Below are 25,856 nucleotides of genomic sequence, written 5' to 3'. Positions count from 1 at the left end.
TATCGTGTAAGTTGTTACCCGTAAGGATGTTGTTTGTTTCCTTGTGATTAACTTAACAGCATTGATTGTGGAGCATCTTCGTAGTAAAACTTCGGTCTAGGGACGTCATTTTGTGAATCAAGGACCGCAATCAGAAGAGATCATGGGCAGGAACCTGAAGTGCTTTTTGGTAGGAGACGGGGCGCTGACCATCCGGTGCGCCGAGATCCTCATGGCTTCCGGCTTCGAGTTGTTGGGGATCATTGCCCTGAGTTCCGAGGTAGTGGAGTGGGCGCGCGCGGCCCGGACCCCGGTCTACAGCCCGGAGGAGGATTACCTCCCCGTTCTGCTGAAGCAGCCTTTTGACTTTCTGTTTAGTATCATCAACCTGCGGGTGATGCCGAAGGAGGCGGTTGCCGCCGCCGCTCGGGGATCGATCAATTTTCATGACAGCCTCTTGCCCCGCTACGGCGGGCTGCATCCGGCGTCCTGGGCGTTGATGAACCGCGAGTCGTCGCACGGGGTAACCTGGCACTTCATCAACGACAAAGTCGACGGCGGGCCGGTCCTGGTGCAACGCTCGGTCGATATTTCGGAGCATGAGACGGCGCACTCGCTGATGACCAAATGCTTCGAGGCCGGGGTGCAGTCTTTTCAGGAGCTGATTGGTAAGCTGATCGCGGGAAACTGGACTGCGACGGAGCAGGATCACAGTCAGCGCAGCTACAACCCGATGTGGAAGCGCCCCGATCGGGCGGCCATCTTGTCCTGGGATCAAGCTCCGCAGTCCCTTGAGGCCTTCGTTCGAGCGATGGATTTTGGCTCGGCAGCCAATGCGTTTGGACGGGCGAAGATCCAAATCGGATCCGAGTTTTACATCTGCTCCGCCCTTGAGTTGGCCGACCCTGGTCGGTCGTCTCCCCAAGAGCCGGGGACCGTGCTGGGCTGCGACGCCGACGGCATCCACGTCGCCGCCCGCGGCGGGGCCGTGGTGATCCGGCAGTTGCTCCACCTGTGTGGGCGTCCGGCTTGTCTCGAGGAGATTGCCCGGGTGCATCAGCTCAAGCAGGGGGTCAAGCTTCCGGAACCGGAGCCCGTCCTGGCGTCCCGAATCACCGCACTCAATGCGCGGCTGTGCAAATCGGAATCATTTTGGGTGAGCCGGATGCAGAAGCTCCACCCGGTGTCCTTTCCCTACTTCGAGCCGGCGGGCCGTGAAGGGTCGGCGGCGGCGGAAACGGGTGTTCTCGATCTTGACCTTCCTTCCCAGGTTGCGGAATTCGCCGGCCGGGCCGGGATTTCGGGCTCCGAGCTGATCCTGAGCGCGTTCGGACTCTACTTGTCCCGGGTGGGCAGCGAACAGGTCTTCGATCTCGCGCTTCAGCTACCTGAACTCAAGCGGGACGTGAGCTCGCTGGAGAACCTGTTCTGGGACGCGGTGCCATTCCGCTTCGCGTCCGAGGGCGATCCTGATTTCCTTTCCTTGGTTCGAGCCAATCAGCGGGAGTTGGAATTGGTCCGCAGCAAGGGCACTGCGCTGCGCGATCTGCTGACCCGGCACGCCAGCTTGTCCGGGGTGCGGGAGCAGGGGCTGGAAAAGGCCCTGCCCATTCAGGTCGAGGTGGTGGATTCGCTCGATCAGAGCTCTGGCGCGCTTCCCGGACCCAAGCTGCGCCTGCAAGTTCTGGCCGATGGGCGTCGTTGCCGATGGAGCTATTCTCGGCTGGCTCTTTCCGACGCCAGCGTTCGCCGGATCTCCTCGCAGTTTGGCACCTTGCTGGAAAGCATCATCGCGCGTCCAGATCAGCCTGTTTCCCGGCTTTCATTGGTGAGCCAGGCCGATCAGGGTCAGATCCTTTCGGAGTGGAACAACACGGGCGCGGCCTATGAATCCAACCTGTGTGTCCATCAGGCCATCGAGGCCCAGGCTGCCCGCACGCCGGATGCCGTGGCGGTGGTGTTTCGCGAAAAGAGTTTGACCTATCGCGAGCTGAACGCGCGAGCGAACCAGCTCGCCCGATACCTGCGCGAGCTGGGGGTTGGGCCCGATGCCATGGTCGGTCTGTGTGTGTCGCGCTCGGTGGAGATGTTGGTGGGGCTGCTGGGAATTCAAAAGGCGGGAGGCGCGTACCTTCCCATTGATCCGGCCTACCCCCAGGAGCGAATCGCCCACATGCTCGAGGATTCGCAGGCGTCGGTGATCGTTTCCCAGGAGCGATTGGCTGCCGAGTTGCCTCGCCACCGCGCCAAGGTGATCAAGCTCGATACCGATTGGCCGACGATCTCGCAGCAGGCCGAGGGAGATTTCCTGAGCGGAGCCAAGCCGCATCATTTGGCGTATGTGATTTACACCTCCGGCTCCACGGGCAAGCCGAAGGGTGTCATGATCGAGCATCGCAACGTGCTCAACTTCTTCGCTGGAATGGACCGGGTGCTCGGTCAGGAGGGGCAGAGCCCGGGAGTGTGGCTGGCCGTGACCAGCGTCTCCTTCGATATCCATGTGCTCGAGCTGTCGTGGACGTTGGCTCGCGGCTTCAAGGTGGTGGTTCACGAAGAGCAGGCGTTCCAGCAGAATCGCCCGGCTCCGAAGCGGTCGACGTCCAGGCGGAAGCTGGATTTCACCTTGTTCTATTTCTCCAGCGACGCTGCGGAGAACACCGGCAAGAACCGGTACTGGCTGATGTTGGAAGGGTCCAAGTATGCGGATGCCCATGGCTTCACCGCCATCTGGACTCCCGAGCGACACTTTCACGCCTTCGGCGGGCTCTATCCCAATCCCTCGGTCACCAGCGCCGCCATTGCCGCCGTGACCAAGAACGTCCAGATCCGGGCGGGCAGCGTGGTGCTTCCGTTGCACAATCCCATTCGCATGGCCGAAGAATGGTCGATGGTTGACAATCTATCGAATGGCCGGGTGGGACTGTCCTTTGCCTCCGGCTGGCATGCCAACGACTTCGCTTTCGCTCCGGAGAACTACGCCGATCGCAAGAACCTGATGTTCCGTGGCATCGAGACTGTCTCGAAGCTGTGGCGGGGCGAGGCTGTGCAAGTCCGTAACGGGGATGGGCAGGAGATCTCGGTGAAGATCTTCCCTGCGCCCGTGCGCAGCCGGCCGCCGATGTGGATCACCGCGGCCGGCAATATCGAGACTTTCCGGATGGCCGGTGAGATGGGCTTCAACCTGCTCACGAACCTACTGGGGCAAAAGATCGAGGAGTTGGCGGACAAGATCGCCGCCTATCGCGAGGCCTGGCGCGCTCACGGACACCCGGGCCAGGGTTTGGTCTCGGTGATGCTGCACACGCACATTGGGGACGACCTCGAGGCGGTGCGGGTCAAGGTCAAGCAGCCCCTTTGCAATTACCTCAAGAGCGCCTTTGACCTGACCAAGATCGCGCCCTGGGCTTTTCCCGCTTTCCGTCAGCCTTCGAAGAAAGCTGTCGGCGGCGACATGAAGCTGGATCTCGACAACTTCACCCCCGAGGACATGGACGCCCTGCTCGACCATGCCTTCGATCGCTATTTTGAGACTGCAGGTCTGTTCGGAACCCCGGAGAGTGCGCTCGCGATTGTGGATCGGTTGAAGGCGATGGGGGCGGACGAACTGGCCTGCCTGATTGACTTCGGTGTGCCTTCGGCCGATGCGCTTTCGGCCCTGACTCATCTCAACCGGCTGCGGGAGCTGAGCAACCCCAGCCTCGCGGAGATCGAAGAAGGGCTGGAAGGAGACTACAGCATCCCGGCGCTGATCAGCCGGCATGGCGTCACCCATTTCCAGTGCACGCCCTCCTTGGCATCGATCCTGGCGATCAACCCTGGCTCGCTGGAAGCCCTCCGCCCCATCAAGAAACTGCTGCTGGGCGGAGAGGCCCTTCCTCCCACCTTGGCGGAACAGCTGTTGCGGGTCATGGAAGGGGAGCTGATCAACATGTACGGCCCGACCGAGACCACCGTATGGTCGACTTCGGTTCGCGTGACGCGGTCCGACGCCATCACGATCGGACGGCCGCTGGTCAACACGCAGGTTTTCATCGTGGATCGAAACCTCCAGCTCGTGCCGGTGGGTGTCCCGGGGGAGCTGCTGATCGGTGGAGCCGGGGTCGTTCGCGGTTATCTGAACCGCCCGGAGCTGACGGACCAGAGATTTGTTCCCAATCCATTCGCCGCGGTTGCCGGAGAGAGGCTGTATCGGACCGGCGATCTGGCCCGCTATCGCGAGGATGGCCAGGTCGAGTACCTCGGCCGCTTGGATCATCAAGTCAAAATCCGAGGCCATCGGATCGAGTTGGGCGAGATCGAGACGGTGCTGAATCATCATCCCCTGGTGCGGGAGTGCGTGGTGATCGCCCGCGAGGACACGCCCGGGGATCAGCGATTGGTTGCCTACACCGTTCCTGAGGCAGCCGGGTCCGGCGGCGGCGCCGCCACTGTCGCCGGCGCAGAACACTGGCAGCATCTTTGGACAGAGACCTATCATCGGACCGGGGACAATGAGGCCCTGCCCCTCGATCCTACCTTCGACCTGGTGGGATGGGACAGCAGCTACACAGGCGCCCCCATTCCGCCGACCGAAATGCGCGAGTGGGTGGACCGGGGAGTCGAACGGATTCTGTCCCTGAAGCCGAAACGTGTTCTGGAGATTGGCTGCGGAAGCGGCCTGCTCCTCTTCCGGATTGCCCCCCAGTGCGAACGTTACGTGGGCGTGGATTTCGCGGCGACCGCGATCGAGAACATCCGGCGCGCATTGCAAGTTCGCCCGTTGGCTCAGGTGGAGCTGCATCAGGGCAAGGCGGATCAGCTGCCGGAGTTCGGCGCCGGGTCGTTCGACACCGTCGTCATCAACTCGGTGGTGCAGTATTTTCCTGGCGTGGAGTATCTCTGCCGGGTGCTCGAGCAGGTGGCAACGCTGGTGGCTCCCGGGGGACGCATTTTCCTCGGGGATCTGCGCAGCCTTCCTTTGCTGACTGCCTTCCTCACCGACATCGAGCTGTATCAGGCGCCCGATCATCTAAGCACGGCGGAGCTCAAGCAGCGCATTGCCAAACGCCGTGAGCGCGAGAGCGAGATGTTGATCCATGCGGATTTGTTCCGCGCCTTGAGCCGTCGAATTCCTCAGATCACCCGGGTGGTGCAGCAGCTCAAGCGAGGGGAGTCCCTCAACGAAGTCACGCGCTTCCGTTATGATGTGGTGCTCGAGATCGGATCAGCCCCCGCCTCGGGCGGCGCGGAAGCCAATGTCATCCGAGCTGAGCAGCTGGCTCTGGCCGGCGTTCGCGACCTGCTGGCGGCTGAGCCTCCGGTTCTGACCCTTCGGGGGCTGCCCAATCCGCGACTGAGTCGGGAAGTGAAAGCGGTCGAGTTACTGGAAAAGGGATCGGCACCGGCCACGGTGGGCGAGCTGAGGGCTCTGCTGGATTCCCAGCCCGTGAGCGGAATCGACCCCGAGCAGCTGTGGAAGCTTGCCGACGACTACGAGGTGGAGTTGAGCTGGAACGCCGAGGGGCGGCTCGATGCTTACGACGCGGCCTTTCGGCATCGGAAGAAGGCTTCGCCCGGTCGCGCCGCGTTGGATCCGGGGCCGGAAAGGCCGTGGACCGACTATGTCAACCGGGTGGGCGCGAGCGCCACGCCGGCCAAGAGCCTGCCTTCCGAGCTGGCCAGCTATCTGCGCGGCAAGCTGCCCGCCTACATGGTGCCCAGCGCCTTTGTCGTGCTCGAGCGACTGCCCCTGACCCCGAACGGCAAGATCAACCGGGCGGCGTTGCCCGAGCCGGAACATTCCCGACCCGAGTCGGCCACCGCCTATCTGGCCCCGTCCAGCGACTCGGAGAAAATCATCTCGAAGGTTTGGCAAGATCTGCTTAAGCTCGAGCAGGTAGGAGCCTCGGACAACTTTTTTGACCTGGGAGCCAACTCCCTGATGATGGTTCAGGCAAATCATTTACTTCGGCAAGCGTTAGGCAAGAACGTGCCTTTGGTGGACATGTTCCGATTCCCGACCGTCAGCGCCTTGGCGGCGCATATCGACGAGGCCGGGCAGGGCGAGGCTCAGAAACTCCAGCAGAGCCAGGATCGAGGGGAAGCGCGTAAGGACGCCCTGTCTCGTCGCCGCCAGCAACGCCAGGCGAGTCGAACCGTTTAGCACGTATGGCTCACGAATCAGCATCCAGAGCAGCTTCGGGGAACGAGATCGCCGTGATCGGCATGGCATCACGGTTGCCCGGCGCCCGGGATGTCGCCCAACTTTGGAAAAACCTTCGCGACGGCGTCGAATCGGTCCGCTTCTTCACCGAAGAAGAACTGTTGGCCGCGGGAGAATCTCCCGATTTGCTGCTCGACCCCGCCTATGTGAAGGCCTGCCCGACTTTGGACGGGGTCGATCAGTTCGATGCCGGCTTTTTCGGATTTAGCCCCCGCGACGCCGCGGTCATGGATCCGCAGCACCGGTTCTTCCTGGAGGTCGCCTGGGCTGCCATGGAGGACGCGGGCTACAACGTGGAGACTCACGGAAACGGGGTCGGTGTGTTCGGTGCCTCCGGGATGAATTTGTACATGATGTACAATCTCATCTCCAATCCCGACCTGATGAAGTCGCTCGGCGATTTCATGGTGCGACACGCGGGCAACGACAAGGACTTTCTGGCGACCCGCGTCTCGTATGAGATGAATCTGAACGGGCCGAGCATCAACGTGCAGACGGCTTGCTCGTCCTCGCTGGTCGCGATCCATCTGGCGGTCCAGAGCCTCCTTACCGGGGAGTGCGACATGGCGATGGCCGGCGGCGTCACGATTCTGCTTCCGCAGATCCGAGGGTATGTCTTCAGCGAGGGTGAGATCATGTCTCCCGATGGGCATTGCCGCGCGTTCGATGCGGAATCCAAGGGGACCATCTTCGGCAGCGGGGTGGGCATCGTTGTCTTGAAACGGCTCGACGATGCCCTGGCCGATGGGGACAACGTGCTCGCGGTGATCAAGGGGACTGCCATCAACAACGACGGCGCGATGAAGGTTGGCTATCTGGCCCCCAGCGTCGAGGGGCAGGCCAAAGCCATCACGGAGGCGATCACGCTTTCCGGTGTGGACCCGGCCACCATTGACTACGTCGAGTGTCATGGGACGGGGACGATGGTCGGGGATCCGATCGAGATCAGCGCGATCACCCAGGCCTATCGCAACTTCACCGACAAGACCGGGTTCTGTGCGATCGGTTCGCTCAAATCAAACATCGGGCATTTGGGTGAAACCTCAGGTGTAGCCGGTTTCATCAAGACGGTGCTGTCCCTCAAGAACGGGTTGATCCCGGCCAGCCTGAACTACTCAGCGCCGAACCCGCAGATCGATTTTGCCAATAGTCCCTTCTTTGTTAACACGAAGCTGACTCCCTGGGTTCGGAGCGGGCGACCCCGGCGCGCGGGCGTCACCGCTCTCGGCGCCGGAGGAACCAACGCGCATGTGATTCTGGAGCAGGCCCCTGAGCCCGCGGCCAGCAGCCCCGGTCGCACCTGGCAGCTGCTGCTCCTGTCGGCGCGAAGCTCGGCGGCGCTGGATGCCGCCACCCTCAACCTGGCCAACCATCTGCGCGAGCATCCTGCCGACAATCTGGCCGATGTTGCCTACACCCTGGCGGTGGGACGGAAGGGCTTTGAGCAGCGGCGGGTGGTGGTTTGCAGTGGTCGTGAGGATGCTCTGGCAACGCTGGGCGGGGCCGACTCCAAGCGGATGGTGACCCAGGCCCTGCCGAAGGGGAATGCCTCGGTGGTGTTCATGTTCCCTGGGGGCGGAGCCCAGTACGCCACCATGGGCCGCGATCTTTACGAGACCGAGCCGGTCTATTCGCAGGCCATCGATGAATGCCTGAACTACATCAAGCCGCAGCTGGGCATCGACCTTAGAACGCTGATGTTCCCTCCGCCGGGGCAGGCGGAGGCCGCCACCAAGGAGCTGGAAAAGCCTTCCCTGGCCCTTCCGACGCTGTTTGCGACCGAGTATGCGCTGGCCAAGTTGCTCATGTCCTGGGGGGTGAGTCCTGCGGCCATGATCGGCCACAGCATGGGCGAGTATGTCGTGGCCTGCCTCGCCGGAGTCTTCTCCTATCAGGATGGCATGGCGCTAGTGACCTTGCGGGGACGTCTCTTTGAGAAGCTGCCCGAGGGTGGGATGCTCAGCGTTCCGCTGCCCGAGGCGGAGGCGCGCAAATTCATGGGGCCGGAGCTTTCGTTCGCGGCCATCAACGGGCCCTCGCTCAGCGTGGTGTCCGGACCGGTCGGAGCGATCGCCGCGGTGGAGCGGGCGTTGGTGGAGCGAGAAATTGAATGCACGCGGATCCACATCAACGTGGCGGCGCATTCCAGCATGCTTGAGCCGATCCTGGGCGAGTTTGAGCGTTTCTGCTCTTCCATCCGGTTCAAGCCTCCCGTCCAGCCTTACATTTCCAATTTGACGGGAACTTGGATCACTGCCGCCCAGGCGACCGATCCGGCCTATTGGGTTAAGCATTTGCGACACACCGTCCGATTTGCCGACGGCATGGCCGAGCTTTTGAAGGAGCCAGGGCGTCTGCTCTTGGAGATCGGTCCCGGCCGCACGTTGAGCAGCCTGTCCAAGCAACAGTTTGGCAAGCTGGTTTCCGCTTCGCTCTCGACCCTGCGGCACCCGAAGGAGGAGGGCTCGGATGTGGCCTTCCTGTTGACGACGTATGGACGGCTGTGGATGAGCGGGCTGAAGCTCGATTGGTCCCGCTTCTATGGCGAACAGACTCGCCGCCGGGTCTCCTTGCCCACCTATCCTTTCGAGCACGAGCGATTCTGGGTGGAGCCTGGCCAGTCGATCTCGAGCCAGCAGAAAAAGCATCTGCGCAAGCGGCCTGCCATCGCGGACTGGTTTTATCTGCCTTCCTGGAAGCCGGCGATCAACGCGAGTGTTTCCGAGGGCATGGCGGCCTCCGCCTCCTGGCTGGTTTTTTTGGATGAGACCGGGCTCGGGCAGCGCTTCGTGGAGCGGCTGAAGGGTGCCAGGGTCGTGACCGTCTCGATCGGCAAACGGTTTGCCAAGAAGGACGAGGGCCGGTTTTATATCAACCCGGTGGAGCGCGCTGACTACGACAGCCTGCTCGCGGAGCTTCAGTCCAACGGCGGCTTGCCGGAGCAGGTGGTTCATTTCTGGAGCGTGACTGCGATGGATCGGCAGGCAGATCCTCTCGCCAAGCTCGATTCCGCCCTGAATCTCAATTTTTACAGCCTGTTCTATCTGGCGCAGGCTTTGGCGGCCGAGGAGGATCCGCTGCGATTGACGGTGGTGTCCAATGGGGGGCAGCAGATCGCGGGCGAGAGTTCATTGGCGCCTGAGAAGAGCCTGGTCCTGGGACCGGTGCGGGTCATCCCCCATGAGTTTCCGCACATCTCGGCGAGAGTGGTGGATGTGGGTTGGACCCCGGCTTCCGCCGGCCAGTCGGAGACGGTTGCTCGACAAATCCTTTCGGAGTGCTTCAGCACGACCCACGAGTCGCTGGTCGCGTGGCGTGGTCCCGACCGGTGGGTGCAGTCCACCGATCCTGTTCGAATTGATACGGCGGCCCCGATCGAGGCGCGGCTCCGTGACGGGGGAGTGTATCTCATCACGGGCGGACTGGGTGGCATCGGTTTCGAGTTGGCCAAACATCTGGTTCAGTCTTGCCGTGCCAAGGTCGCCTTGCTCGGTCGCAGCGCTCTGCCCGCCAGAGAGGCCTACGCGGGGTGGCTGTCCGAGCACAACGATCAGGACGCCACCTCGAAAGCCATTCGCAAGATCCAGCTGCTGGAGTCTCTGGGTGGCGAGGTTTTGCCCCTCACCGCCGATGTCACGGATGTGGATCAGATGAAGCGCGCGGTGGCGCTGACCCTCAAGCGCTTTGGCTCCCTGCAGGGCGTGGTTCATGCGGCTGGTATTCTGCAGGATTCACTGATCCAGTTGAAGACTCGTGCGGAGGCGGATCGGGTGATCTTGCCCAAGGTGAAGGGAGCACTGGTGCTCCAGGCGGCCTTGCAGGGGACGAAGCTGGATTTTCTCGCGCTCTGCTCGTCGGTGAGCTCGTTCCTCGGGCTTCCCGGACAGGTCGACTACACGGCTGCCAATGCCTTCCTCGACGCCTTTGCGCGAAAGCGGACCTGGCAGGACGGTTTGCGGACTATCTCCATCAATTGGAGCGCCTGGCAGCAGGTCGGCATGGCCAGCGCCATCGCGGGTCACCCACAGGCCCTGGCCCGGGAGCCGGATCCCATCGCCTTCCAAAAGAGCCAGTACCCGTTCTGGGATAGCTTCCACGAAACCCCGCATCGCGATGTGGTTTTCAAGACGATGTTTTCCCGGGAGAAGCACTGGCTTCTGTCGGAGCACGTCGTGAAGGGCGGGGATGCCTTGATCCCCGGAACCGGCTTCATCGAGCTGGTTCGGGCGGCGTGGGCTCAGGTTTCCAAGTCCGACGGGGTGGAGCTTTCCGACGTCTTGTTCCTGGCTCCTTTTCCCGTTAAATCAGCAACCCCACGCGAGCTGCGGCTTACGTTTCACCGCAAGGAATCGGGTGCCGACTTCAAACTTGAATCGGTTCCCTCGATGGAGTTGCACAGCACAGGGAAGGTGCGCAGCCTGCCCGCCGAGCCCTTGCCCACCCATGCCATCTCGATCCTCCGGGGGCGTTGTCGCCGGCGAACCGAAGTTCTGGATGGCTTCCTGAACCAAACCTTTATGGATTTCGGTCCTCGCTGGGCGAACTTGCGACGGATCGATTACGGGGAGTCTGAAGCATTGGTCAGCTTGGAGATCCCGGAATCATTTGCGTCCGAGCTGGACGTCTTCCGGTGTCATCCGGCCCTTCTCGACATGGCAACCGGAGGCGCCCAGTCGCTGATTCCCGGGTTCGACAAGGAGAAGGACTTTTACATTCCATTTTCCTATGGCCGATTCCGCATGTATCGCTCGTTGCCGGCAAAACTGCTCAGCCACGTGCGTTACCACAGCGGGGGCGGCCACGACGTGGCCATTTTTGATGTCACGTTGCTGGATGAGAGCGGTAATGAGATTGCGAGCGTCGCTGATTTCATGATGGCTCGTTTCAAGAAGGACCGGCCGTTGACAGCGCAGCCGGCCGGCGACCCGGGGCCAGCTCCGGCCTCGGCTCCGACCCAGCTGTTAAATGCGGTGTTGCGCGAGGGGATCCTTCCCAGCGAGGGCATGGAGGCGTTCGACCGCATTTTGAGTCAGCCCAGTTTGTCCCAGATTGTCACCTCCTCGGTGGATCTGCATCTTTGGCAGGAACAAGTCGACAGGCTATCTAGACCGGAAGAAGAGCCCAAGGCGGGAGATCCCGTGGGCGGACTCAAGCTTCCGAAGACAAACATGCAAAAGGAATTCTCAGCTCCCAGAAACAAGGAAGAGAAGTTCCTTGCCCAGGTGTGGCAGGAATTGTTGGGGGTAGAAAAGGTCGGAATACACGACGACTTTTTCGAGCTCGGCGGCCAATCCCTTATCGCGGTAAGGCTCTTCAACCGCATCAAGAAGCACTACAAGCTGGAGTTTGGCTTGGCGGTGCTTTTTGAGGCGCCAACGATCGAAAAATGCGCCGCCATGATTCGCGAGCGGCTCGGGCTGCCCGCCATGGATGTCGAGGACGCTGCCGCGGAGAATGGGGCGCCAGTCAAGCTGGACACGGCCGCGCCTGTTGTACCCCCGAAAGCTTCCTCGTGCATTGTGCCCATGAAGCCGGGCGGATCCCGTCCCCCCCTGTTTGTGATTCATGGCATGGGTGGAAACATCCTGGAGTACACCCACATCGCCAAGCACCTGCACCCCGACCAGCCCATGTATGGGATTCAGGCTCAGGGACTGGACGGGAAGAAACCCATCCAATCCCGGATCGAGGAAATCGCCTCCACCTACATCGAGGAAATTCGTGTGTTCCAGCCGGTCGGTCCCTATTACATCGCTGGCTCCTCCTTCGGTGGCTTGGTCGGCTACGAGATGGCGCAGCAGCTCCTTCGCAAAGGTGAGCGCGTCGCACTGCTCTTCTTGTTCGATAGCTACGGCAAGGACTATCCGAAGTTGCTTCCCGCCCGCCTGGCCTTCTATCACGCGCTGAAATACGAGCAGTATCGTTGGCACCTTCACCTCAGCAACCTGCGGCTGCTCTCCAAGGGGGAAATGATGCCGTACGTCAAAGAGAAGGCGAAGACGGCCAGACGACGAGTGGGGAAGATGTTTAAGCGGCTCCTGAACAGCACCCAGCGCAAGTTCCACTTGCTCATGTTGCCGAAACCTCTGCGTGAACAGGCGATCATGACGGGGGAAGATCCGCGAATGATGCGAGGGATTGCGGTGCCCAAAGCCTTCCAGGAAGTTCAGAATGCCGCGATACAGGCCTGCGATCTTTACAAATTCCAGACCTACGGGGGCAAAGTGGTTTTGTTCCGCGCCTTGTACCAGCGACCCGCGATCTACGAGGACCGCACCAATGGTTGGGGCGAGCTGGTTAAGGATCTCGAGATCCACGTGATCCCTGGCCATCATGGTGCCATCATCCGGGAACCTCGGGTAGGCAAGCTCGTGCAGATCCTCAACGGCTGTCTGGAGAAGACGCAACAGGCCGAGCGCTCCCGACCCAGCTTGTTGTCTGACAAGGCTGCCATGCCGCAGGACGATCACTCTCAGGCTGGCCAGTCCTAGCCGGATCCATTCAGCGAACTCATGTCTGCCGCGACGGTTGATTCCAACTCACCAGGTATGTCTCCGGAAGTAACCATTGTCATTCCCACGCGGAATGAGGAAAAGCATATCACGCAGTGTCTGCGATCGGTGCTCCAGCAGGAGCCGCCGCCAGGGGGGTTTGAAGTGATCATCGCCGATGGCGCGTCCACGGACAAAACCCGGGAGCTGGTGGAGGGCTTTGCGCGCCAGGATCCTCGTGTCCGGCTGATCGACAACCCGCGGCAGATCGTCTCGTCGGGACTGAACGCTGCGATCCGCGCGGCTGCGGGTAGCATCATCGTGCGGATGGACGCCCATACGGAATACGCCCCCGACTATGTTCGCAACTGCGTGGAAGTGCTCCGCGCGACCGGCGCTGACAACGTGGGCGGTCCCGCCCGAACCCGCGCCAAGGGCTACATGGCGAGCGCCATCGCCGCCGCCTACCATTCGCCCTTCGCGGTCGGCGGAGCTCGGTTTCACGACCCGACCTTTGAAGGCTACCTCGACACCGTCACGTATGGCTGCTGGCATCGAGCGCACTTCGACAAGTTCGGGCTGTTCGATGAGGAATTGGTGCGCAATCAGGACGACGAGCATAACCTCCGGATCACTCGCGGCGGCGGAAAGATCTACCAATCGCCGAAGATTCAGAGCTGGTATAGTCCGCGCAGCTCACTTTCCGCTCTCTTCAGGCAGTATATGCAGTATGGCTACTGGAAGGTGAGGGTGATCCAAAAGCATCGTATCCCCGCTTCTATTCGTCATTTGGTTCCGGGCACCTTTGTCTTGGCGTTGCTCGGACTTGGCGCGCTGTCGTTGTCCTTGGGATTGGGGTACCTGCTGCTTCGGCTAGCCAACATGGCGGCGGGAAAGGGAACGGAGCTGTTGTTTTTGGGTTTTGCCGGGGTGTCGGCCGCACTTGGCTTGTTGCTGTCTGTTTATTTTCTGGCGGCCTTGGCCGGCTCGTTCCTCACCGCAGCTCGCAGCGGTTGGCGGCTGCTTCCGCCGCTGCCGGTCGTGTTCTTTTGCTACCACTTCAGTTATGGTCTTGGATTTCTTTTGGGCTTCCTGGATTTCGTCATCGGGAAGAAGGGGCCAAGCCGCTGGGCGGGCGCTCTCACGCGAGGCGGAACCGCTCAGCAGCCCAAATCCAAAGCCTCCGCTTAGCCCACGGATCTAGCCTAGAATCACCCGCGAGAAAAGCCCGGCCTCGAGCTGTATTGAGCTCGAGGCCGGGCTTTTTCTTTTCAGACCAAAGCCAAGATCCTAACCGGACGCTCCTCCGCAGTCCGGAGCGGCGCGGAGCCTGGATGCCGCCTTCTGCCCCGGCTCTTCGGGGTGAGGTCTGGCCTCCGGCTTCGGCTAGAGGAGTTCCAACTGATCGGCCTCGAAGCGCACCGCCGCTGCCTGGCTGATAAAATCGACCCGCAGGAGAATTCGCGTCACCCCGTGACGTTCCTCAACGGTTCCCTCCACGCCCTGCAGCGGCCCCGAAAGAATGCGCACACGTTTCCCTGGCGTGATTTCCGGCGCCAGCTGCATGTCCAAGCCGCTTTCCAGAGCCTTGAGAATCACCTCGAGCTGTTCCTGAAAGAGCACTTGGTCGATCACCTCCAAAAGATTCGCCACCAGCCCGCTTTGGTAAAGTTTTTGACGTTCCGTCGCGGGCATTCGCAGGAAGACATAACCGGGAAACAGGGGCTTTTCGAAGGTGACTTTTTTTCGCAGATACTGGTGGGAAACTTTGTGCAGCGGCAGGGTCACCGAAACGTTCATGTCCGCGGCAAAACGAGCGAGCTTCTTCTCACACCGGGGTTTGGTGTGAGCAACATGCCATTGGACAGCTTCCATCGCCGCGACAGTTGTAGGTATCATGAGTCTTCCAGCACGAACGCGCCAGGACCGGTTCAAGCTCCACCCCAGGGTTTAGCCTCGAGCTTTGTTGAGCGCGGAGCGACGGCAGCTCCGCTTGTTTCCGTTCCACTCCACCTCGCTACGCCGTTGTGACTCGTCTCACGTGACGGGAGCTGACTACCGCAGCTGTGTCGTCGCCGGCGCCAACCGCGTCCAAACCTGGTGCGAGATGCGCATTAAGTGCCGCAGTGAAAGGCTTCTAGCGTACGACCTCTGTTTGGACCAGGAGAAAATCCGGCCGGCTGAAGTTTTTAGTCAGATTGGGAGGATCTGAGGAAAGCGGTCTAGAAACCGTAGGAGATGTTCAGGTCGTAGAACTTGGCTGTGTGGAGCGACCGCGCATCCCCCGAGGCAACCACAATCCCTATTTGCACTGGGGTGCCCAAGGTGATTTCTACGGATTGGATCACCGTCCAGCTAAACCAATCTGCCGACCCATAGGCCGTGATGATATCTCCGCTGCGCCGGAGGTGCAGCCATTGGATGCTCCCCTCGTTTTGAAGTTCGGGCCGGGACGGTGCCGCCGCGGATTGCGAGCGCGTGCGCCAGCTGAGTTGTTCCCCCTGGGTGATCCCCACGGCTGCGTATTTCGCCCGGCTACCCACATCCTCCCGGATCATGAGGCCCACGAAGCTGTTGGTGCCAAGAGTGGGGGTCGAAGCTACCCGGACGGTGATGCCGCCATCCCCATGGAGCGTTTGGTTGACGAAGACAAATGAATCCTCCGTCGCCAGGTCGCCCCCCAGGGCACCCACGCCCTTTATGGTATATTCACCGCTGTCCAGACTCACTTCGCAGCCGTCCTCGATGGTGCCCACGGTGTTCACCTGCATCGGGTGCGGCACATTGCTGACCAAGATCGAAGGTGCCTGCGCAGCCGGAGGAACGGCCGCTGGGTCGGTGGATAAGAAGAGGGCGTCCAAGAATGAGAAGGATTCGCGTGCGCGGACGGTGATCTGGTGAGTCCCTTTCGTCAGCGCCAGAACCCGTGGGGTGCCCTGCAGCCCGCCGGGAGTCTGGATCCAGTCCTCGAGCTGAGCCCACTGCCAATCGTCGGACCATTGCCGCAAGGTGGTGTGAAAGACGATTTCCGGAGTTTGATCCACGTCGAGATAAAACGAATCGCTGCTCGAATCGATGGAGAGCACGCGCCCCCACAAATAGTAGGCGCCGGTTTCCCGGATCGTGACGTTGAACGTCAGAGCGCCTCGTTCAGGAATGCGCGAGAACGCGGCCAAGCCACGTGATGCCGAGTTGATGGCTGCGGTTTCCATGGGAGCAACCCTTTCCGCGGATTCCGCCTCGAAATAGTGCGAGCTGGGGCCGGCCGGCTCGACCACCACGTTAAACGTTCGCGTCGTCTCGCTGTTTAAACTCTGACCATCATTGATCTTGACGGTGACGGTCGCCGAACCGGTCTGCGTCGGGACCGATGAGAGAGTGAGCAGGCCCTGCGAGTTGGGGCTCGCGTACGTGACCTGGGGATCCGGAAGCAGCGACGGCGAGCTGGAGGTGGCTGTGATGGTAAGTCTTTGAATCTCGTTGGTAGCCCCCGAATGGATACCGGTGAGGGGAATCGTGATCGGTTCGGAGCTGGCGTAGAGCGTCACGTCCGCCACCGGGTCGATCTGTGGCGGATCGTTTAACGGATAGACGGTAGCTTTGAAGGTCTGCGAAAACTGGTTGTTTAGCGCCTGGCCGTCGCCGACTGTGACCGTGATGGTCGCCACCCCGCTGCGATTGGCCACCGGCATCAAGGTGATGGTGGCTGTCGAATCGGGTGAGCGATAGCTCACTACCGGGTCGGGCAGTACTGAGGGCAGGCTGGAGGTGGCTCGGACCGTCAGCGGTTGGTTCTCTTGCGCGGAGCCGGCATTGATTCCAGTAAGTGTCACGATTCGAGGGCTGCTGTCCTCTGGGAGCGTCAGGTCCGCGATCGCATCCAGGCGTGGGGGGAGATTGGCGACGCTCAGAGTGACTCTAAAGCTGCGGGAGAAGGTGCTGTTGGTTGCCTGGCCGTCATCGGCAGTGATGAGGATGGTCGCCACCCCACTGACATTGTCTACGGGCAGCAGACGCACGATGGCCGTGGATTCCGGGCTGGTGTAGAGCACGGTGGGGTTCGGCAGCAGATCGGGTCGGTTGGATGTAGCTTTGAGGGTCAGCGTTTGGATCTCGCCTCCAGCTCCCGGCAGGATACCGGTGATCGGGACATCTCGTGCCGTGCCATCGGTCATCATGGAGATGTCCCCGATGGGGCTGAAGATCGGGGGGGTGTTGGCTGGCTTCGTAACGTTGACATTAAAGGTGCGGGTGAAGCTATTGTTCTCCGTTCCTCCATCGGAGACGGTCAGCGTGATGGTGGCCACGCCATTGGTGCCTGGTACTGGCGTGATGCGCAGGACGGCCGTGGATTCCGGGCTGGTGTAAAAGACGGTCGGGTTAGGCACCAAGTCTGGGCGGCTGGATCGGGCGGTGACAGTGAGGGGCTGGCTTTCCCCCGCTGCGCCGGCCAGAATACCGGTGACGGGAACATCGCGCTGGGTGCCGTCGGATTTCATGGAAATGTCGCCCATCGGACTGAACGTGGGTGGCGTGTTGGGCTCCTGCCCAACGGTGACGCTGAAGGTGCGCGAAAAAGTAGAATTGGCCGCCTGACCATCGTCGACAGTGACCGTGATGGTGGCCACGCCATTGGCACCGGGTGCTGGCAGGATGCGCAGGTTGGCGGAGGACTCAGGACTCGCATAGCTCACGGTGGGATTTGGCACTAAGTCGGTCCGGCTTGATCGAGCGATGAGGGTGAGGGGTTGGCTTTCGCCGGCTGCGCCCGCCAGGATACCGGTGACGGGAACATTCCTGTGCGTGCCGTCGGCCGTCATGGAAATATCGCCGATTGGACTAAAGGTGGGTGGCGTGTTGGCGGGCTTGGCGACGGTCACATTGAAGGTGCGGGAGAAGGTGTTGCTGCTCGCTTGTCCGTCGTTGACGGTGACGGTGATCGTGGCGGTGCCGCTGCTCCCGGCCACCGTCGTGACCCGTAGGCTGCCGGCGGACTGAGGACTTGAATAGCTCACCGCGGGATTCGGCACCAAGTCGGGCCGGCTGGACTGAGCGGTGAGGGTGAGAGATTGGCTTTCGCCAGCTGCGCCAGCTAGAATGCCCGTGACGGGAACATCGCGCTGGGTGCCGTCCGAGGTGAGTGAAAGGTCGCCGATCGGGCTGAAGCTGGGTGGCGTGTTGCCGAGCTTCGCGACGGTGACATTGAAGGTGCGCGAGAAGGTGTTGTTGCTCGCTTGTCCGTCGTTGACGGTGACGGTGATCGTGGCTGTGCCGCTGCTGCCCACCACGGGCAGGATGCGCAGGTTGGCGGTGGACGCGGGACTCGAATAGCTTACGGTGGGATTCGGTACCAAGTCGGGCCGGCTGGACTGAGCGGTGAGGGTGAGGGGTTGGCTTTCGCCAGCTGCGCCGGCTTGAATACCGGTGACGGAAAGGTCGCGCTGAGTGCCATCCGAGGTGATGGAAGTATCGCCGATCGGGCTGAAGGTGGGCGGCGTGTTGGCGGGCTTCGCGACGATGACATTGAAGGTGCGCGAGAAGGTGTTGTTGCTCGCTTGTCCGTCGTTGACGGTGACGGTGATCGTGGCTGTGCCGCTGCTGCCCACCACGGGCAGGATGCGCAGGTTGGCGGTGGACGCGGGACTCGAATAGCTCACGGTGGGATTCGGTACCAAGTCGGGCCGGCTGGACTGAGCGATGAGGGTGAGGGGTTGGCTTTCGCCGGCAGCACCGGCTTGAATACCCGTGACGGAAACGTCGCGTTGAGTGCCGTCCGCGGTGATGGAAGTATCGCCGATCGGGCTGAAGGTGGGCGGCGTGTTGGCGAGCTTCGCGACGGTCACATTGAAGGTGCGGGAGAAGGTGTTGTTGCCCGCCTGTCCGTCGTCGACGGTGACGGTGATCGTGGCGGTGCCGCTGCTGCCCACCACGGGCAGGATGCGCAGGTTGGCGGTGGACGCAGGACTCGAATAGCTCACGGTGGGATTCGGTACCAAATCGGGCCGGCTTGATCGAGCGGTCAGGGTGAGCGGCTGGCTTTCGCCGGCAGCACCGGCTTGAATACCGGTGACGGAAAGGTCGCGTTGAGTGCCATCCGAGGTGATGGAAATATCGCTGATCGGTGCCAACGTGGGCGCCGAGTTGGGGGATCTTAAGCTCAGCTCGAAGGAGCGCGACAGCTTGTTGTTGGTGCTTTGGCCATCGTTCACCGTGACCGTGATCGTGACGATGCCGTCCGCATAGGGCCTGGGCGCGATGAGGAATGTGCCCGCGGAACTCGGGCTGGTGTAAGTAACTGCCGGGTTCGGAACCAGATCCGGGCGACTGGAGGAGGCCGTGACTGTCAATGGTTGATTCTCGTCGCTCACCCCAGATTGGATTCCAGTGATCGGGATGTTGCGCTGAGTTCCGTCCGTGGTGATCGAGGTGTCGCCCAGCTCATCAAAATAGGGTGGAGTGTTGTCCCCTTGCTGAGTTCGAAATGACACTTCCTCCGAATAAGTGCTGAGCTCCCCATTGGACAAGTAGGCGCGGGCTGCGAAATAGTAGACCCGGCTCGGCTCAAGGCAGCAAACCGTGACGGTCGTGGCGTTTCCCGCGTCCTGAGAACTGGAATACGACCCGCTGGCAGTCCCGTAGTAAATACGGTAGCCAACAACCCCCGCTGAACTGGAGGGGTTCCAGGCGAGTGTCACGCTCTCAGCGCCTTGCGCGAGGCTGCAGGTCCACAGTGAAACTGCCAGAATTCCACATAGTTGGCTGAGGAAACGAACGCCAAGCCAGGAAAATACCCGAGGAACGATGGAGAGAAACGCCGCAACACCTTGAGACATAGAAAAAGAAGAGGAGTTTCGGTGAATAATTGTCGTTGAGAATGCATCAAAGATGCATCTGTGGTTGGATGCAGGAACTCGAAGGGCAGGGTCACGTCTGAACTTCATTCCGCTAACTTCAACAAATCGGCTGAGGACACGAATGCGTCTCCCAACTCTTGTTGGCGCATCAAGTCAGAACATGTACGTGTCTGCCGGACGCAGGTTGGGTATTTAGCGTGGAGACTATCTTGGAAAATGGTCTCGAACCGCCAGGGAAAAATATAATCTTATTGAGGGGTTAAGACTTCCCGACGGTTCATTTCCCAACCGCTTGAATATCAAGTGTCCGTCTTCTGTGACTGGAGTGGACTACCCAGTCAATTGGGGTGGTTGGGCCACGAGGGAGGGATGGGATCGTGCTATTCCGGGGTTGGTTTCGGGATTAGTTTCGAGATTACAAAGCCCAGGCCAACCACGACGACGATTAGAATTCCATAGAAAAACCACGAAGCGGGAACGGGTGTGGAGCTGAGCTGGGTGATGGGGTCCGCGCCCAGGACTTTCGCCTCCAGTTTTGCTGCGCTCAACACTCGGGGTGCCACCAATGACAGGTCGTAGCGCGGAGCCTGCGCGTCAGGGTTGCCATACGACAGGGACACGGCTCCTTTCTCGGTCGCCTGAAACAGGAGCTGGATGTGGGGAACGAGCGCCGTCGCTTGCCGAATTTCCAGCGGGGCATTGTCCCCGTTGTCCGTCTCCAGCCAGATCTCGTTGGAGTCTGGCACTCGGTTGAGGGGTATCTCAAACCAGCTTCCCTGGCGGTCGGGGGTCCTGACCCAGTGGGCTCGCCCGATTTCTTCCCACTCGGCGTCCCGGTTCTGGCGCCCCTTCTGCACCAGCCGAATTTCCCGATCAAACAGCGTGTTCGCGACCTCCACACGAACGCTCTTGAGGGGAAGCCGCGGCTGTTCGAGATGGATTTGCCAACGGCTGAGCTGCGGTCGTTTCGTCGAGGGCACCGCGTTGAGCGACACTTTCAGCGCCCGATAGAATCCGGTCTGCTCCTGCAGGTAAAGCACCTGGCGTCCTTCCGACACCAGCCGAATGTCTCCCCGATCCGCTCGCGTATGCGCCAAGGCATGCAAGGGCAGCTCGAGACGTTGCACCCCGCCCGCCTCGATATTGACGGGCCGGGTAAACTGCCATCCTGCGGGGTCAAAGGTCCCACCGAGGAACGGGATGTCCACGAGTTCGGTTGGGCGACGGTAGTCCGCCCGTGCGATTCGTCGGCCGGGCACGACCGATGAGGCCGAAGCGGTTCTCAGCGGAGCGGCGAGGGAAGCGACGTCGTAGCGCGGAGCGCGCGCCTGAGCATTCCCGCTCAGCAGCCGAAAATCACCGGCGGTCGGCGCAAGGAAGGCGAGTTGGACGGGTTCGGACAACACCACGACCGAGCGGACATTCAGCGGCGGGCTGTCCCCGTTTTCAAAAGCCAGAATGACCTCGCGTGTCGGTGTGGAAGCCACAATTCCCATGTCCACCGTCAGCGATTCAACCTGCCCCGCACCTTCCAGATTCAACCGGTGGATCGAGCCCGACCCCAAAATTCGATCGCGCAGCTCACCACCGTCCCATTCACGGGCGAGCAGGCGCACTCCCCGGAGAAACAGCGGATCCTCGATCTCGAAACGAAGACCCTGGAGGGGGAGCTTCGCACCCGCGAGTTCAACGACCAGGCGAGTGTCGCTGGCTCCTTCCCAGCGATCCACGATCCGCCCCGTGGAAACGACGGGGGCGAGCGGGACATTCTCTTCGCGAAACAGCACTACCCCGCTGACCGGGATCGGTGACGTGCGGGAGTCATCGAGGCTGATGCGCAGAAACTGAACGGTGTCGCCTAGCTTTCCCAGTGGCAGCCGCAGTCGCTCCGTCCCGTTCTGGCGATAGATGACCTCGCGCTGGAGGAGCGTCCTGGTGATTCCTCCCCGGTCCACGGCTTCGACCGTGACCGCCTTCACGAAGTGGGGCGCTGGAGATTCCAGCCCCAAGCCGTGCACCTGCTCCGCGTTCCGAAAGGGAATCGTCACCCGAGTGACCCGCCCCTCCTGGGTGGTGGCGGGGTCCTGAATACGTTGGGACTCCTTGCGCGGCGCCATCGATCGCTCGATGACGAAGGGTGTTTCCTTTCCGTGCGGATCGACAAGTCGCAGGTCGGAAAGATCCATGGCTGCCGAGTCAAAGGTTTCCGGCGAGAGGACCACCCGGGTCAAACCGGGTGTCGACACCGTGACCAGCTGCTCGTTTGCCCAGGCTTCGTAGCTGGCGCTTTGCGCCAACAGAGGCGCCACGAGGGTGAGGAGGAGGCCGGTGAGAAGTTGTCTCATGGGTTGGGAGGCTGGGGGGCGCTGGTCTTTTTGTCTTCGCTGGCGACGAATTTTTGATAGAGCACCGAAGCGAGTATCGCCACCACAGCGACCCCTGCCAAGGCGCCGATACGGTACAAAGGTCCGAGTCGGTTCAGGTCATGGAAGAACAGCTTCAGCAGCGTCACACCGATCAAGGCCAGGCCTGCGTAACGAGCCGCTTTGAGGCCCCACCACATGCCGGCGGAGACCAGGCCAAGGGCGAACAGGCCCCAAGCAATCGTGTAGGACATGTCCCGCGCAAAATTGCCTCCGAACTGAAAGGTGAGCACCGCGTTTCCAGGCGTCGTGAAATAGTCGGCTATCTCCACGTTCACGAGCAGGAAGAGAAGGATCGTTCCCAGTGAGTCAAAGAGCGCCGGAAAGCTAAGCTGGCCGGCCCGGTCGCGTGGGGGAGCCAAAAGCCGGCCGGCGACAAACAAGGCCGCCGTGACGAGGCCAAATGAGTAGAGATACCAGTTGAGCAGTGCGGTTTCGCTGCGGGGGTGATAGCTCAGAACTGCTGGATTGAGCGCCAGCCGAATGAACGAGACGACGAGCAACCCGGCCCCGGTCCAACGAAGTCCCGGATGCGGAACCCGGCGGAACAGCCAGCACAACGCCGCGCCTTCGAGCGCCCAGCTGACGGTGATCCACTGGCGGTCAAACTGAATCGGGAAGATCAGCGTGACAAAGAAGAGCGCCACCCCGCCGTACCAGGCGAGCACCGCGTTCCGTTGCGGGTTCTGCGGCGTGAAGATTTTGGCGCTGAGGACCAGGGCTCCGATTACCGGCAGAGCCAGAGCTGCAGGCAGGATTCCCGGGTACGGGTTCGGCCAGGCCGTTTGAATCGTCCGGTAGATCCCGTAAAAGTGCAGGGGAAAGGAGAGGGCGGAGGCCGCCCACGCCGAACTGCCCGCGAGAAAGCGGTCCCGACTCAGGAACGGGAATGCAAAGATCAAGACGCTAAAGGCACCGTTCCACGCCAACGCGATGGGGGCGTTGACGGCCGGGTCGAATGCCCGGCCATGCCATGCCAGTTGAAGCAGCACCACCGAGCCCAGGGCCACCAGGGCGAGCCCGCCTTTCTGGAAGGCGCGAGCAATGCTCAGGAGCAGGATGCTGAGCGCCATGGCCAAAGCGAACACGGGCGAAGGATTCGGCAGGCGCAGGTGCACCACAATCAGAACCAGGAGCAGGAATGGCATCATGGCGGACAGGGCCGGCAGCTGCGCCATGAGAGCTTGGTTGGAGTTATCCTGGGTGAACGTGAAGCCGCCAAATGCCCGCTGCAAATCGCCCGGGGCTGAGCCCGCCGAGCTCAGAATCCGCCGGATGACAAACATTCCGGCGAAGAGAAAGAGCACGGCCATGGCTCCAACAATGACCAGCAGAAGTGACAGATCGCTGCCGGTGCTGGGCAGGCGAAAGATCCAGGAGGCTCCCACCAAACCAGTGATCAGCAGCACGGCCAGCACGGAGACCAATGAGCGCGTCAACAGGGCCAGGCCGATGGCCAGCAAGTCGATCAGGAAAATCAGCGGCCAAATGAAGATCGAGACCTCCGTGAGTTTGAAAACCGGAACCAGCATCATCACCAGCGCTATCGGGGGAAGGCAGTGCGTCCAGCCAGCCGAGCCGGTTTCGGGGCGTATCCGAGCCACCCAGAGCGGAGAGAGTGCGTGGAGCACGGCCACCACCAGAATCGCGCCCAGCGCCCAGAACAGCGTCTGCGAGGTCAGGTGCTCGAGCATCCAGAGCCCGAGGAAGGCATGCACGAGCACTGCGCCCACTTGCTGGAGCCTGGCCCAGCCCGGTTTTCGCAGCACGAGCAGGATCAGTCCCAGATCTCCAACCAGTGCGACACTGCCGCACCAAGCCAGCGGGGTTCCCAAGCCGGGCTGAAAGACCATGCCGATGGCATAGAAGATGGAAGCTATGGCCAGGGCTGCCGCCGATCCAGCCCACTTGGAATCCAATCGGGCGCGGCGGTGCGCCAACTCAACCCCAGCCAGGAAGAGCAGGTTGAACCCGATCTGCGAGAGCACGGCCGGCAGGATTTTTTCGGGAGCCAGAAATTTTGAGGACCAACCCAATTCCATCAGCAGGGTGCCCGTCGCCGCCATGGGAAGCAGGAAGGACCAGCGGGTTACCAGCGCCACGGCGATCAGCCCGACATCGAGCAGCCCGATGTAGAGGAACAGTCCCAACGCCTGGTCGCGCCCGGTGCTCAGAATCACCGGCGTTAGAAATCCCCCCAGCATGCCGAGAATCGCTACCACCCGCGCCTCCATGCGCACGGCCAGCAGAAACCCGGATCCCGTGATCAGCGCCATGAGGGCGAACGTGACCGGGGCGGTGAAGAGGGGAAAATCATAGTAGGCCCGGCAACCGAAGGTGACTGCATAGAGGATGAGAACTCCCGTGGCGCAGAAGGTCTGGGCGGATGTCGCGAAGGCCTTCTTCTTGAGCACGAAGCCCCCGATGACCAGGCCGATGCCGAGCAAGAAGCCCAGAGCCGCTTGGACCTCGCGCGGAATCCAGGCGTGGTCGAAGGAGTACTTAATGAAATAGGCTGCCGCCAGGAATAAGACGAGGCCGCCCAGCCAGGCAATGAGTTTGGTTCCCACGAAGCGCTCCCAGTTAAACGCGGGAGCGCTGGGGATCGCGGGGCGAATCAGCGGGGATCCAGCCGGAGTCGGAATGGGCCTTGGCTCCGGAGGCTTCGGGAGCGGGGGCGGAACTGGGGGGGGCGCCGACACATCGGCCTCGGGTCGCGCCGTCGCAGGGATTGAAGGTCTGCCTGCCGGCGGAACGATCGGGTCGGTGTGCGGCCTTGGGCCGGGTGCGGGCGGGGTTGGGGCAGCGGTAGGCGGTGGGCTAGCTGGGACGGATGATTCCGGGCGAGCTGCCGGCTGGGCGCTTGGTGCGGGAGTGGAAGCAGGTGAACTCGAGTCGCGTGCGGAGTCCAACGATCGCCGCAACTGATGCAGCTGCACCAGAAGCTCATCGTGCTGTTCCTGCAAGCGACGCAGTTGTGACTGCGTCGAGCTACTCTTGACAATGGCCACGATGGGCAGGACGAACACGCCCACCACGATGCCCACCAACAACAAAATGATCAGTCCTTCCATTCTTATAGGCTCCTATCGGCATCCGTTGTCAGTGCCTGACTCGGACTTTGGGAGTCGACCCCGTTCCAGTCAAAGCCCATCTGGATGGCTCGTAAGGATCGCCGCTGGCTTTTCGTAGAACACCTGTATACGATGTCACAATTGGTGTCAGCCTCGAAACCCGACAATGCAACTGGGCAAGAAGGGGTGCCAGTCTCGGATTCTGGCGCATCCCCGACGCGTCCATCTTTGCTCATCCAGCTTCGCGATGATAAGAACGCCGAGGCCTGGCAGACATTCGTAGACATCTACACGCCACTGATCTACGGGCATGCCCTGCGCCGAGGGCTTCAACCGGCCGATGCGGCTGATGTCGCACAAAATGTCATGAGGAGCGTCGTTCAGGCCCTACGCACCTTCCACTATGATCGGGCGCGCGGTTCTTTTCGGGGCTGGCTGCTTACGGTAACCCGGAGCAAGCTCAACAATTTTTTTGCCAAGCAAGGCCGCCAAGCCGTGCCCCTTGGTCACACGGAACTGGCTTCGGTGGTGGATCGGGAGGCTGGCAGCTCACAGGAATCTGAGACCTGGGACCGGGAATATCAGCTGCGCCTGCTGGAATGGGCCTGTGAACAGGTGAAAGGACAGTTTTCGGAAACGACCTGGAGCGCCTTCCAGCTGAGTGCCTTAGAACAGATTCCGGTGGAGGAGGTTGCTGCGCGGCTGGGTGTGAGCACCGGTGCGGTCTATGTGGCCCGCTGTCGGGTGGCGGCCCAGCTGCGAAAACGGATTCAAGCGGCCGACGAGGAGGATATTCTCTGAAAGAAATGCCGTTCTGGCCAGGTATCAGAGTA

General features: G+C 61.4%; 8 protein-coding genes. 4 read left to right on the top strand and 4 right to left on the bottom strand.

Going from position 1 to position 25,856, the window contains the following annotated elements; all coding sequences use genetic code 11:
• Positions 1-112 precede the first annotated feature (112 nt).
• The 3 genes from JNN07_10275 to JNN07_10265 are packed head-to-tail and all read left to right on the top strand — an operon-like array spanning position 113 to position 13,863.
• The gene (locus JNN07_10275; protein MBL9168115.1) at positions 113-6,121 is read left to right on the top strand and encodes an LLM class flavin-dependent oxidoreductase; all 6,009 of its coding nucleotides are present in this window, start codon (positions 113-115) and stop codon (positions 6,119-6,121) included.
• Positions 6,122-6,126: 5 nt separating this feature from the next.
• A complete protein-coding gene (locus JNN07_10270) occupies positions 6,127-12,672 on the top strand; it encodes an SDR family NAD(P)-dependent oxidoreductase (protein MBL9168114.1) in 6,546 nt (2,181 codons plus the stop codon).
• Positions 12,673-12,729: 57 nt separating this feature from the next.
• Positions 12,730-13,863, top strand: a complete 1,134-nt coding sequence (locus tag JNN07_10265) for a glycosyltransferase family 2 protein (protein MBL9168113.1) — start codon at positions 12,730-12,732, stop codon at positions 13,861-13,863.
• Positions 13,864-14,058: 195 nt separating this feature from the next.
• Here JNN07_10265 and JNN07_10260 read toward each other — a convergent pair whose 3' ends face one another.
• The 4 genes from JNN07_10260 to JNN07_10245 form a co-directional block, all read right to left on the bottom strand.
• Positions 14,059-14,571 (bottom strand): UpxY family transcription antiterminator, encoded by a 513-nt coding sequence (locus JNN07_10260; GenBank protein ID MBL9168112.1) that lies wholly within the window; start codon positions 14,569-14,571, stop codon positions 14,059-14,061.
• Positions 14,572-14,894: 323 nt separating this feature from the next.
• The gene (locus tag JNN07_10255) at positions 14,895-19,505 is read right to left on the bottom strand and encodes a hypothetical protein (GenBank protein ID MBL9168111.1); all 4,611 of its coding nucleotides are present in this window, start codon (positions 19,503-19,505) and stop codon (positions 14,895-14,897) included.
• 401 nt (positions 19,506-19,906) lie between these two features.
• Positions 19,907-21,871 (bottom strand): hypothetical protein, encoded by a 1,965-nt coding sequence (locus JNN07_10250; protein MBL9168110.1) that lies wholly within the window; start codon positions 21,869-21,871, stop codon positions 19,907-19,909.
• Complete coding sequence (locus JNN07_10245; GenBank protein ID MBL9168109.1) at positions 21,868-25,023, bottom strand: DUF2339 domain-containing protein; 3,156 nt, start codon at positions 25,021-25,023, stop codon at positions 21,868-21,870. Before JNN07_10245 ends, JNN07_10250 begins: the two co-directional genes overlap by 4 nt.
• Before the next feature lie 132 nt (positions 25,024-25,155).
• Here JNN07_10245 and JNN07_10240 point away from each other — a divergent pair, with 132 nt between their 5' ends.
• A complete protein-coding gene (locus JNN07_10240) occupies positions 25,156-25,824 on the top strand; it encodes a sigma-70 family RNA polymerase sigma factor (GenBank protein MBL9168108.1) in 669 nt (222 codons plus the stop codon).
• Positions 25,825-25,856: the final 32 nt, after the last annotated feature.

Source organism: Verrucomicrobiales bacterium, from assembly GCA_016793885.1.
Taxonomy (GTDB): Bacteria; Verrucomicrobiota; Verrucomicrobiia; order Limisphaerales; family UBA11320; genus UBA11320.
Note: the sequence above shows the minus strand (reverse complement) of the source record. Positions and strands in the feature narration are given on the sequence as shown.